Here is a 12540-nt window from a genome sequence, read left to right on the forward strand (position 1 = left end):
TGACACTCGAGCGGCCCCGCCCGGGGTCCACCGGATGCTGACGGCACCGCCCCGACACGGTGAACCAGATCGCCGGCGACAACCGTCGTGGTGCCTGGTCGCAGGGGCTGGTGGAATCATCCGCCGGGACGACCGCGTTCCCCCCGCGGAAACCCGGGCGGAGGCGGCCCGGATGGTGAGAAAGGTGGCGACATGCTGGAGACGATGGGCCTGACGGCCGATGAGAGCGAGGTGTACCGTCTTCTGGTCGCCACCGGGACGGCGTCCGCTCAGGACATCTCCGGCCGCTCGGACCTCGACGTCGTGACCGCGCGGCTGCTGCTGCGCGCGCTGGAGCACAAGGGCCTGGCGTCGGCGGTCGAGGACAATCCCGAATGGTTCACGGCCGTGCCGCCGCAGGTGGCTCTTATGCCCCGGCTCCAACGCCACTTCGACGCCCTGGAACAGACCCGGGCGGCCGTCTACGAACTTGCGGAGACACACCGCCGCAGCGCATGGGCCCGGAGCACGGGCGAGGTCGTCGAGATCATCACCGGCGCGGCGGCACTACGCCAGCATCTGCGCCAGCTCCAGCACGGCGCCGGCCGCGAGATGATGTGGTTCGTGAAGGCCCAGTACGTGGCCATGTCCCCGGAGAGCAATCAGGAGGAGTTCGACGCGCTGGACCGGGGCGTGCTCTACAGAGCCCTGTACGAGCAGGCGTACTTCGACGACCCCGACTCGGTGGACTACGTCGTCAAGGGCGTGTGCGCCGGAGAGGTCGCCCGGGCGGTGCCTCTGCTGCCGCTGCGGATGGCGATCGCCGACCGCTCGGTGGCCATCCTGCCGCTGGCCGCCTCGGGCACGTCCCGCAACCCCCGGGAACTGCGGGCCGCGGTGGTGCGGGAGAGCAGCCTGCTGGACGCGCTCATCGCCCTGTTCGAACACCACTGGGAGATCGGTGCCCCGCTCCGGGTGACCGAGGAGGGCCAGATCGGCGGCGCCGGCACCACGGATGCCGCCTCGCCGGTCGGGGAGGACCGGCACCTGCTCTCCCTGATGGTCGCCGGCATGACGGACGAGGCGATAGCCGGACAGCTGCGGGTCAGCAAGCGCACCGTCCAGCGGCGCATCCAGGGCCTGATGAGCCTTGCGGGCGTCGTGACCCGTATGCAGCTGGGCTGGCACGCAGCCCGCCGCGACTGGCTCTGAGCACGGCGGACGCCGCAACGCACACGAACAGGGCCCACCGGACGTGTCCGGCGGGCCCTGTCCCCGTTCGTCCGGCCGCTGCGGCCGGACTGCGCTACTCGCGGAAGCAGTTACTCGAGGACGTGGCTACTCCGCGAAGGCGTCTACTTGAGCAGGTAGCCCTTGATGACGGTCTCCTTGAAGGAGTTGCCCGCCGCGTCCTCGACGTAGACGCGCAGGCTGACCGAGCCGCCCGCTGCGCGGCGCGGGTGCTCCACGGTCACGGTGCGCTCCATGCCGGAGCCCTTGACCCGCACCGACTTCCAGGTCCTCCCCTCATCGAAGGAGACCTCGGTGGTGAAGACGCGGATGGGCGATGCTGGGGCGCCGGCCGTCCGCTGGATCAGGACCGGCATGTCGACCTTGCGGCCGGCCTCGGCCCGGTTCCACTCGTCCAGCTTCGGCGACATACGGACCGCGTACAGCGGCAGCGCCTGCCGGGTCGCCGTGCTCTGCGACCGGAACCGCCATTCCCCCCGCACACTCGTGGAGACGGAGCTGGGGGCCATGTCACGGTTGTGCTCGACCGTCAGGCGGTAGTCGGCGGGGGTGGCGTCGGCCGGGACGTCGCTCATGCTCCAGTCCTGGGAGACCAGCTCGCCGTTGCGCCACAGCTTCACCTCGGGCAGGCCGGACGTGGTGTCGGCCACCAGGTCGAGGTTGCCGTTGGCGGCCGACTGGAATGGCCGGAACATCGTGTCGCCCTCACGGAAGGCGGCCATCTGGTCCGAGAGGCCCACGGCCTGGATCCCGCCGTTCCAGCGTTCCTCGACCTGGGAGCCGGCCTTGTAGCCGTGCAGGTCGCTGAGGTAGCTCTGCCCGTGCGCGTTCGGGTCGAGGAAACTGTTCTGGTCGAAGGCCGTCTGCCAGCGCAGGCCGTCGGCCGCCGAGAAGTAGTCGACCCGGCGGGCCGGGACCGGGATCCCCTCCATCGCCCGGCCGCTGAAGCGGATGTTGTCGACGTACGTCCACACGAGGCGCATGGCCGTCGTCCCCGGCGTGGTGGCGGCGAACGTGGTGTTCACCCTGGCCAGTTCCGACTTGCGGGGGTGGTAGGCGGGATCCGCCGGGATGGCACCGTGCACCGGTCGCGTGAGGTAGTAGACCGAGGCGGGGTTCCCGTCCGGGCCGGCCGGGTCGCCCCAGACGCTGGTGACGAGGTACGTGAACTTCGAATCCTTTGACCGGGCCGTCGGCACCGCGTACACGCCGTCGATGTGGTCGGTGCCGATCGCGTTGTTCATGGTGACCGAGAGCAGCTGGTCGGCCATGCTGATGGTGCCGATCTCTGCGGACATGATGCGCGCGGAGCGACTCGGTGCAGACACCGTGACGGGCTTCGCCTTCCGGGCGTCGATGGTCACCTGCCGGTCGGCGCTCATCACGACCTTCGGCACGCCGACGATGGTGCCCTCGGTGAAGGAGGCGTCGAAGTAGAAGCCGCTCACCGAGTAGGTGTCCTTCGGCAGCCGCACCACCGTGCTGCTCCTGCCGAGCGCCTCGACCTCGTACGCCTTGCCGTCGGCCGAGTTGACCAGCAGGTAGGCGTTGTCGGGGGCCGCGCCCGTGCGGCTCTTCATGTCGATGCGCAGGTCGTACGACGGCTGCTCGACGTCCATGCCGAACGGGACGCGCACCAACACCTGGCCGTCCGCGGTGCTCGCGGTGACCACACCGCTGTAAGGGGCGTACGTCGTGGCGGCTTCCGGGGACGCGGTGAGGGTGACGTCCGCCGTTCCGTGCGCGGGCACGGTGACCGTGTCGGCGCTGAGCCGGAACAGCCCGGCGGTGGCTGGCACGTCCTTCTTCCCGCTGCTCGGGTTGTCCTTCAGCCGAAGGGTGACCGGCGCGGCGCCCGGGTTGCGGTAGGTGAGGGTCTTGGTCACCGGGGGCCGCTTGCCGTCCGTCCACCGGATCAGCCCGAAGTCCAGCGCCGTGGTGTCGGCGCCGACGTTCTGGTCGACCGCCCGCGCGATGTCGACGCGTCCGGCGCCCTGGAAGTAGGCGCCGTGCTCCTTGGCACCGTTCGTCGACTGCATCAGCTGGCGCTTGACCTGCTCCGCCGTCCAGTCGGGGTGCTCCTGGAACAGGATGGCTGCCGCGCCGGCCACATGGGGCGTGGCCATGGAGGTGCCGCTCATCGCGACATAGCCGTCGTCGGCGGTGGTACCGCCCGCCCGCGCGGCGACGACGTTGACGCCGGGGGCGATGATGTCCGGCTTGAGTCCGGAGTCGCCCACCCGGGGACCGAGCGAGCTGAAGACGGCGACGTCGTCGTCGTCCTCGGCCGCGCCGACGGCCAGGGCATTGTCGTCGGAGGCGGGGGAGGACACCTTGTCGGGGCCGCTGTTGCCGGCCGCAGCCACGACCAGCGTGCCGTAGTCGCGGGTGACGGTGTCGACCATCGCCTCGAGGGCGTCGGTCTCCGGCGTGTCCGTGTCGCCCAGGCTGAGGCTGATCACCTTGGCGCCGTGCTGCGCGGCCCAGGCCAGTCCCTCGACGATGTTCGAGTTGTCGCAATTGCCGTCCGCGGTGCACACCTTGCCGGACAGGATCTGCACACCGGGTGCCACACCCTTGTACTTGCCGTCGGAGGCCGCGCCGGAACCGGCGACCGTGGAGGTCACATGGGTGCCGTGACCGTTCAGGTCGTCAGTGTTCGGCTCGGTGGTGAAGTTCGCGGACTCGGTGACGAGGCCCTTGAGGTCCGGGTGGTCGGGGTCGTAACCGGTGTCGAGTACGGCGACCTTGACGCCGGTGCCGGTGTAGCCCTTCTCCCAGGCGTGCGGGGCCCCGATGCGCGGCACCGTCCTGTCGAGTTGGATCCTTGAGTGGCCGTCCAGCCAGACCCGGCGCACACCCGCTCCGAAGGACGTGGCGTCCGCCCGGCCGGGGGCGATGCCCTTCCAGAACCCGGCGGCGTCCGCGCGGTGTTCGCCGAGGGTCGCGAAGGTGGTCCCGCCGATGGGGCGGACGGTGTCGGCACCGGCGGCGGTCAGCTGTCGCCGGGCGGTGCCCGCGTCCCCGGCGTACTCGACGATCAGCGGCAGGCTCGACCGCTGCGCGTACTTGCCCCGGACCAGGGCAGAGACGTTGAACAGCGCCTTGTCGAGGCGGCCCGCCGCGAGCAGCGGCAGTGTATCGGCGGGTATGACCGTCCAGTCGCGACCGGCCTGGCGCTTGATGAACGCGACTCGATCGCGGCCCTCGGCGGGCTCGACCGACACACTCTGCTTGCCCGAGGTGTCCGTCTCCAGCGTGACGCGGTCGCCGGTGATCAGGGTGAGCTGATGCCGGGAGATGATCGGCGACCGGGCCGCTCCGGTCTGCGCGGCGGCTTCCGTTCGCCCGGTGTGCGGGCCGAGGTCCTGAGCGGCGCCGGGGGCGGCGGTCAGACCGGCCACGAGCGCCACGAGGGCGGCGGCCGCCGCCGAATGCCGAGGCCGGGGAGGGCGGATCCCGGGACGCCACCTGTTGTTCATGTCTCTCATGGGAGGACAGCGTGGTGCCGTCAAGTGCCGAGGTCAGCAGTTTGCCCTGTCCACCAGGCGTCAAGTCACCTTTACGCCAACCCCCATACTTCATAAAGAGGGCAAAAGTGGCCAGGTTGGCGGCTCATGGACGAACCGAGCGAGTCGCTCCCCGGGTGGTGTCAAGCCGGCCGCCGGAGATCACGCACAGTCTTTCCTTGCCGGCTCGACCGGAAGCCCTTCTGCTGCCCTCGGCGGCGAGTACTGTGCCGTAACCCAGAGCCCTTAGCTTGACTCTGAAGCTGATCGGAAAATCGAGGTTCGGGAGGGCAGGCGGCAGCATCCGGGCCGCTTGCGGACCGGTTGTCGGGACGGGCTCGGTCAGACGGATACGGGTTCGAGGGTGACCTGGTGGCCGAGGGCCTGGAGCTGCCGGACGAGGTCGCGGGTCTTGCGTGCGGGATTGAGATGGCGTTGATGCCAGTCGGAGCCGAGCTCCTGGTAGAAGGCATCCGGGTCGTTGATCAGATGCCAGGTGATGGCGAGTGGCGAGCGGGCGACGGCGACCAGGGCCTTGGCGTGGCCGCGGCGTTTGACGATGCGCCGGTATCGGGCGCCGAGGAAGGTGTCGGTGCGGGCGGCGGCGTTGGCGGCCTCGCCAAGCGCCCCCTTGAGCCAGGGATTGCCCTGCCCGGCCGGGCCTGTGGTGTTCTTCGCACCGGACTGGATCGTGCGGGGGCGCAACTTAGCGCAGGACACCAGGTGTTCAGGGGTGGGGAAGCGGCTCATGTCCGCGCCGATCTCGGCGATGATGATCTGCGCGGTGGCCGGCCCGATCCCAGGGACGACGTCCAGCTTCTCGGCCAGGATGCGGGCGTCCACGCCGCGGGTGGACAGTCCCGTTCCCGGCCCGTCGCACGGGGTGGTGACCTCCTCCAGCATGCGGGCGATGAGCCGGTCGACTTCCTGGACCTGTGCGGTGAGATGGTCGACGGTGGCCAACAGCACGTGCAGCAGCCGGGCGTGATGATCCTCGAACTGGCCGGTCAGGGCCTCGATGAGGGCTGGCTTCTTCTTGACCAGACTGCCCTTGGCCAGGTCGGCGAGGGTGCGGGGGTTGCGTTCACCGGCGCCCATCGCGTCGAGCATGGCCCGCCCGGACATGCCGAACAGGTCCGAGACAGCGCGGGCGCCAGTACGAGCCCGTGGCCTCCATCACCACCCGCTCGATCCCCTGGCAGACCAGCTTGTCGCCGAGTTCCAGGATCGCGTTGGTCGTCGAGGCGACGTTCCAGACCTGCTGGATCCGTCGGCCGTCGATGGTGTCGTGCGGGACGCGCAGGCAGACCATCCCGGACGCCTTGGCGGCCTGGACTGACCGGACCGCCTTGTCACTCAATCAAGGGGTGACGGTATGGCCGCAAGTCCGACGTCACCCGTCAGGGAACTGGCGAACGCTGGTCATGGCTCAAACGAAACCGCTGCTCGTGCCGGGTTTGTCCCGGGCGGAACAGCGGGTTCGGTGAGGTGACGGTCAGCCGGCAACTGCCCGGCGTCGCGCCAGGCGGGGATGCCAGGCCAGTACGAGTCCGGCGACTGCCGCCCACAGGGCCAGCGTGATCGCGGGGATGGCCAGGTGGGAACCGCCGTAGTAGCTCAGATCGGCGATAGCGCGGACGGCAGCGCCGGGCGGCAGAAGTGCGGAGATCGCCCTCGCCCCGGCGGGCAGCAGGTTGGCTCCGATGACGGCGCCGCTGGTGGCGTTGCCGACGGTCAGTAGTACGAGGGTGGTTATCGGCAACCCGATCGGTCCGAGGAGGGTTCCCAGGAGCTTGGTGGTGAATGCGGCCGACGCGGCCAGCAGGGCCAGGACGAACATGAGGGGGATGAGCGGTGCAGGGGCGGCGCCCAGGACCGGGCCGACGAGGATCGCCCCCACGATCCCGATGGCGACGGAGGCGCCGGTCAGCAGAAGCAGCCGGTGGCGCAGACGCATGATGCCGGTCAGGCCCAGAACGTTCGAGCCCAGGACGAAGCCGGCCAGCGACACGCCGAACGCCACGTAGAAGCCCGCCAGGCCGCGAGCGTCATGCTTCGCGAGCGGTATGACGTCCTCGGTGGTGACGTGCGTTCCGGCGCCATGGGCATAGGCGTCGATGAGTTCGTTCACGGCCGACGTGGTGGACGTACCGGCGGCTCCGGCGATCTTCAGGCTCAAGTGATCGGGAGTCTCGGCGCTGAGCACCGCCACAACGTCGTGCTGTTCCAGTGCATGGCGTGCCGTCGCGGCGTCTGCGGCGGGGCGGACCTCGACCGTGTCACCCAGGGCCTCCTGAACCTCTCCCGGCAGACTGGGCCCGGTGACGGCGATCGGCACCTGATGCGGCTGCGGATCGCGCTGAAGGCCGACGTAGCAGGCGATGAAGGCCGCCACGACGATCAGGGAAATGAGCGTCGGCTGGAGCCACGCCTTCAGCGGCGGCCTACGAGCGCCCTGACTCGGTTTCGGGGCTCGTCCTGTCGAAGGGGGTGTCTGCTCGCGCTCGGCGGGCGATCCGGTCGCGGTAGTCATGAGGTGACCTTTGGCCTAGTGGGGGAGGGGAGTGCAGGGCTGGAGAGCATCTCCTCGGAGATAGGAGCATATGCTCCTATTGAGGGTATGGCAAGCGTGGCCCCTGACGCCTCCTGCGCGAGGCGGGGGCGGCATCCGAGGCCGCTTAGGCGCATGTACTCTTAATTTTGATCTGAAATCTGGAGGAGATCATGGCCCTCACAGAGGCGACGGATGCTGTAGACGCGTGCAACAGCCTTGCTCTGCGCAAGGCGGCTCGATACCTGGGCGCCGCCTACGACAAGGCTCTCGCCCCGACGGGCCTGCGTACGACGCAGTTCAGCATCCTCCGGCATCTGAGCGGCCGCGAGGCCATAACGATCACTGCCCTCGCCGACATAATCGCCATGGACCGCACCACCTTGGCCACCAACCTCAAACCGCTGGCCCGAGAGAACCTGGTCACCGTCGAAACCTCCTCGACCGACCGCCGCGCCCGTGTCGTCTCCATTACGCCGGACGGCCAGAGCCGTATGGAGGCCGCGCTTCCTTACTGGCGCACGGTGCAGGCCCAGTTCGAAGAGAAGTTCGGTGCGGATCGGGCCGCCCGGCTCCGCGCAACCCTCGAGGACGTCCTCGAGGCAGGCTTCGACCCCTGGGCCGAGTAAGCGGCGGATCACCGGGAGCGCCTCGGGTGGGCCCTCCCTCTCTGCCAGGCCCGCACCTTCACGAAAGCCGCAGCCGGCCCCCGCGGCGCGCGTGTGAACCGCGTACCCGGGCGAGGTGGCGCTGTCTGTCCAGGAGTAGGCGTACCCGGTCGCCGCCCGCTGCCGATGCTTCAGTAAGTACCCGCGAGATCAAGGTGTGTGGTGGAGCGCGGCACAGCCATTGCGTTCCTTCCGCCGGGGCCGACGACATCCTGCTGGTGCTGGTGCTGGTGCTGGTGCTGCCGGCCGTGTGCGGCCGCGCCCTCGTCCGGCTAGATCGAGGACTGCGAACAGCTAGTTACTCAGCGGCGGCCGTGAGGTCGAGCCCTGCGAGGTCAGGCTCTGCCGTCCGTCCTCGGCCCGTCTTCGTTCCAAGCCTTCCGGCGGCACTGCACCGAGCGGATGCGACGCACAGGTCGTAGGCGCCAAGTGGACGCTCGTTACCTCTGGCGAACCGTTCGGCCGCCTTCCTGTGCAACCGCTCCCGAAGCGCCCGGCGCTCAGACGCCGGTCCGCCACTCTGCGTGCGCCTCAGATCGCCTCAGATGGCACACCGCGGGAATCGCCAATCGCCAAGCTCCTCGACATCGCACCTTGAAGGCGAGGGCTCGGACGGGTGGGCTGCGGGGTGAATTTTTTAGACATTTCGGACTCGCTGAACGGTGGCCTATTGCTGGCTTCCGTAGGTCTGGGCTGGGGAGACGCCCGCTTGTGGGCGCGTGGATGCCCGAATTGGATCCAAATCAACACGTCACCTGCTTGACAGGTGACGGGTGGCGCCGCATGCTCGTAACCAGTTGAACCGGTGACGACTTCGCTCCGGACGCCTGACTCACAGGAAGTAGACGAAACCATGAACCTGAAGCTCGAGCTCCTCGTCCTGCCCGTTTCTGATGTCGACCGCGCCAAGGACTTCTACGAGAAGGCAGGCTTCCGCCTGGACATAGACGCCGCCCCCATCGCGGAGTGGCGCGCAGTCCACCTCACGCCGCCGGGATCCGAGGCATCGATCATCTTTGGTGAAGGCCTCACCTCTGCCGAGCCCGGCTCCACTCAGGGCCTCTATCTCGTAGTCACCGACATCGAGGCGGCCCGTAAGGACCTCCTGGAGCGAGGCGTCGAGGTGAGCGAGGTGTTCCATGACGCTCGGGGGCGGTTCTTCCACAACCACACCGGCGGAAGGATCACACACGACCTCCCCGGCCAGGAGCGCATCGCGGGCCGTAACCCCGAGGGCGACTCCTACGCCTCCTACGCCACCTTCAGTGACCCCGACGGCAACGGCTGGGTCCTTCAGGAGATCACCGAGCGCTTCCCCGGCCGCTGACATCCTGGCGGCGGAGCCTGACCGAGCTTGGAACCGCGACGCACCGACGCCACCTCTGGACTCGCGGTCCCCGGCTCGTCGAGGCTCCCAGCGCAACTGGGGCCGGTACGGCAGCATCCTGAGCTTGCGCTTCACGGTCCGGTTGATCTGACCCAGGTCGGCAGCGGCGGGGTTGCCGAGGTCGTGCTTGACCAAAGACCGCACACCTTCCGCGGGTTCAGGTCCGGGGCGTGGGAAGGCAGCTGAAACGCAGTGAGGCACGCCGGTGTTCGCCGCTAAGAACTCACGCAAGTCTGCGGTCGGGTGCTGCGGACGCTGTACGGTTCCCGGTGATCACCCGCCTCACCTCGCATCTCATCGCGGTGAACCTGCTGGACTCCGCGAAGTGGCTCGGCGCCCAGGCTTCCCGGACCAGCCCGATCGGACTACCAAGTCAGGTGCCCACCGCCCTCTTTTCCCTGCCTCGTCGAGTGCGAGGGCAGCAAGCGCCGCCCAGGGCCGGAAGCCGACAGATCTACTCCAAGGCAGCTGAGGCCAGTTGCCACCCGGGTCAGGCTCGGGCTCTCGGTGGCACCCCACGTTCGCCGGCCGGTTTCCGGGGCGGCGCTGATGGGGTTCGCCCGATCCCGGCTCTCCCTGTCGAGTGTCGCTCCTCACGGCCGTTCTCGTTTGACTCTCGTCGACCGGGCGTCTACTTTTGCGAGTTAGACGACCGGTCGGCTACTAGCCATCGGATCCCCCCTTCGAACGGAACAGACCCATGGACACCACGCCCGTCAAGCTCGCTGTCATGGCATAGACGGGCGGTCGTCTATATTGCAGGTCGCCCGCCCGATCCCTCGCGTGATGGGAGGGCCGCGGAACCCTACCGAGAAGATGACAGGAGATATGGACATGCATATTGAGGTCTGGACCGATATTGCCTGCCCCTGGTGCTACGTGGGCAAGGCTCGCTTCGATCAGGGGCTCGCAGCCTTCGCCCATCGGGACGAGGTGGAGGTCATCCACCGGTCGTTCGAGCTCAATCCCCGGGCCGAGAACGGTGCGGTGCCGATCATCGACGCGGTCGCGGCACAGTACGGGCGCACACGTGAGCAGCAGGTCGCCCGCGAAGAGCAGGCCGCGGCCATGGCGCGAGCCGTGGGGCTGGGCTACCGCATCGGTGGAAGGGTCTTCGGCAACACCTTCGATGTGCACCGTCTCATCCACTTCGCCAAGCAGCATGGGCGGCAGGCCGAGCTGATGGATCTCGCCTTCCGGGCGAACTTCGCGGAAGAGCGTTCGGTCTACGACAGGGAGACTCAGGTAAGTCTGGCCGTCGAAGCGGGGCTGGACGGGGCGCAAGCTCGCAGCGTGCTCGACAATCCGAAGGCGTTCGCCGCAGAGGTGCGGGCCGACGAGCGACTCGCGTCCGATGTTGGCGTCAGCGGCGTGCCCTTCTTTGTTCTGGACCGGCGATACGCGGTGAATGGCGTCCAGTCGGCCGAGATGTTCACGCAGGCGCTGGAAAGGGCCTGGGCGGATCGAGCGGCGGCGTGAAGCCGTCTCCTCCAGGGTCCGGGTCTCCGGCGGCTCGCCGTTCCGGACAGCGGCATCGACACCGCCCACCCCGATCTTGCAGGCCAGGTTGTGGTCGAGCGCAACTTTTCCGACGCACCGACGACACAGGACCTTTACGGCCACGGCACCCATGCAGCGTCCATCGCGGCCGGGACCGGGGCCAAGTCCGGGGGAGATACAAACGGGTGGCGCCGGGAGCCCGGATCCTCAACGGCAAGGTCCAGCCGGTGACACTTCGGAAGCTGCCCAACTCGTTGCCGAGGCGGCGGAAAAGGAGGGCATGCCTCAGGAGGAGCAACTGGGCACCGATCTTCCCGCACCCTTGAGAGGGGTGCGGGGAAGTATCGGAGATCGTCCCCGCCGCTCAGATGATGCGGTACGGTCCCCAGCCGGTGCCGGCCTGGTAGCGGGTGCCGAGGGTGTCCATGCCGGGTTTTCCGGTGCCGGGGTAGACCCACAATGTGCCGTCGGATGCCTGACGGGTCAGTACATCGGTGAGCCCGTCACTGTTGAAGTCCCCGGTGCGGGTGACGTTCTGGGTCTGCCAGCTCCTGCCGACCTGGTAGCGGGTGCCGAGGGTGCTGCCGCTCGCCTTGCCGGTGCCGGGGTAGACCCACAATGTGCCGTCGGATGCCTGACGGGACAACACATCAGTGCGCCCGTCGTTGTTGAGGTCGCCGGTGGTGATGGCGTCCTGGCTCTGCCAGCCGGTGCCGGCCTGGTAGCGGGTGCCGAGGGTGTCCATGCCGGGTTTTCCGGTGCCGGGGTAGACCCACAATGTGCCGTCGGATGCCTGACGGGTCAGTACATCGGTGAGCCCGTCACTGTTGAAGTCCCCGGTGCGGGTGACGTTCTGGGTCTGCCAGCTCCTGCCGACCTGGTAGCGGGTGGCGAAGGCCTCCATGCCGGGCTTTCCGGTGCCGGGGTAGACCCACAACGTGCCGTCGGATGCCTGACGGGACAGGAGGTCACCGATGCCGTCGTTGTTGAGGTCGCCGGTGGTGATGGCGTCCTGGCTCTGCCAGCCGGTGCCGGCCTGGAAGCGGGTGCCGAGGGTGCTGCCGCTCGCGTTTCCGGTGCCGGGGTAGATCCACAGAATGCCGTCGGACTTGATGGCCGCAAGGTCGGCCTTGCCGTCACCGGTGAGGTCGTCCGGATTGCGGGAGGTGGCGTGATCGACCCAATTACCGATGTCATCGACGCGGGTGTCGATGGCACCGGTGCGGGTTTCGGTGGGATCGTTGCCGAAACATCCGCCTTGCCAGGAGCGGGAGTTGATGGCGACGAGTTCGCTGGTGCCGTTGACGGTGCGCAGGGCGGGACCGCCGGCGTCGCCCTTGCAGACGGTCGCGGTGTCGGAGCCGTTGAGGTCCACTGTCGTGTCCGTGGTGGAGGCGACGGTGAACGTGCCGGTGTGGAGCTTGTCGGGCACCCATTCGGTCTTGGTGCGTCCGAATCCGGCCTTCACCAGCTCCTCTCCCGCAGCGGCGGGCGTGGTCGCCAACGGCACGGGTTTGATGGCGGGGTCAGTGATCCTGGCGGCGAGTTTGACGAGCACCAGATCCCGGTCGGCATGTGGGACGAGCCGGATGGCCGACAGGACGCTGCCGTTGGTCTGGGTCAGGTCGGTGCGGCCGATGGTGACGGTGGTGGTGATGGCGGGTCTGCCTGCGGGGGGTTTGCCGTCCGCGGCGA

Annotated in this window: 9 protein-coding genes and 2 pseudogenes; 5 read left to right on the forward strand and 6 right to left on the reverse strand. The window is 68.5% G+C overall.

The genetic code is table 11. The annotated features are described in order from the left end of the window. The first annotated feature begins 192 nt into the window (after positions 1-192). Complete coding sequence (locus tag ACWD68_RS16870) at positions 193-1191, forward strand: helix-turn-helix domain-containing protein (protein ID WP_451807186.1); 999 nt, start codon at positions 193-195, stop codon at positions 1189-1191. A gap of 143 nt (positions 1192-1334) precedes the next feature. Here ACWD68_RS16870 and ACWD68_RS16875 read toward each other — a convergent pair whose 3' ends face one another. The 4 genes from ACWD68_RS16875 to ACWD68_RS16890 form a co-directional block, all read right to left on the reverse strand. Continuing rightward, positions 1335-4712 (reverse strand): S8 family peptidase, encoded by a 3378-nt coding sequence (locus ACWD68_RS16875; RefSeq protein ID WP_451807187.1) that lies wholly within the window; start codon positions 4710-4712, stop codon positions 1335-1337. A 369-nt stretch (positions 4713-5081) separates the two neighbouring features. Beyond that, complete coding sequence (locus ACWD68_RS16880) at positions 5082-5837, reverse strand: transposase (RefSeq protein WP_451807188.1); 756 nt, start codon at positions 5835-5837, stop codon at positions 5082-5084. Next, positions 5824-6099, reverse strand: a complete 276-nt coding sequence (locus ACWD68_RS16885) for a hypothetical protein (protein WP_451807189.1) — start codon at positions 6097-6099, stop codon at positions 5824-5826. Before ACWD68_RS16885 ends, ACWD68_RS16880 begins: the two co-directional genes overlap by 14 nt. 135 nt (positions 6100-6234) lie before the next feature. Further along, the gene (locus tag ACWD68_RS16890; RefSeq protein WP_451807190.1) at positions 6235-7272 is read right to left on the reverse strand and encodes a hypothetical protein; all 1038 of its coding nucleotides are present in this window, start codon (positions 7270-7272) and stop codon (positions 6235-6237) included. 191 nt (positions 7273-7463) lie between these two features. On the opposite strand from ACWD68_RS16890, the gene ACWD68_RS16895 reads away from it, so the two are divergent. Further along, entirely contained in the window at positions 7464-7919 is a 456-nt protein-coding gene (locus ACWD68_RS16895; RefSeq protein WP_451807191.1) for a MarR family winged helix-turn-helix transcriptional regulator, read from the forward strand. A gap of 892 nt (positions 7920-8811) precedes the next feature. Next, positions 8812-9285, forward strand: coding sequence for a VOC family protein (locus tag ACWD68_RS16900; protein WP_451807192.1), 474 nt, complete (start codon positions 8812-8814; stop codon positions 9283-9285). Between the two features lie 93 nt (positions 9286-9378). Here the strand turns inward: ACWD68_RS16900 and ACWD68_RS16905 are convergent. Continuing rightward, a pseudogene (locus ACWD68_RS16905) lies at positions 9379-9591 on the reverse strand (IS630 family transposase); the annotation flags it as partial. Positions 9592-10179: 588 nt separating this feature from the next. On the opposite strand from ACWD68_RS16905, the gene ACWD68_RS16910 reads away from it, so the two are divergent. Next, complete coding sequence (locus ACWD68_RS16910) at positions 10180-10824, forward strand: DsbA family oxidoreductase (RefSeq protein WP_451807193.1); 645 nt, start codon at positions 10180-10182, stop codon at positions 10822-10824. A 30-nt stretch (positions 10825-10854) separates the two neighbouring features. Continuing rightward, positions 10855-11066, forward strand: a pseudogene (locus tag ACWD68_RS16915) (S8 family serine peptidase); the annotation flags it as partial. A 143-nt stretch (positions 11067-11209) separates the two neighbouring features. On the opposite strand, the gene ACWD68_RS16920 reads toward ACWD68_RS16915, so the two are convergent. Continuing rightward, positions 11210-12540 (reverse strand): FG-GAP-like repeat-containing protein (locus ACWD68_RS16920; protein ID WP_451807194.1); only part of this gene is annotated, 1331 nt, incomplete at its 5' end.

Source organism: Streptomyces sp. NPDC005141 (genome assembly GCF_053599975.1).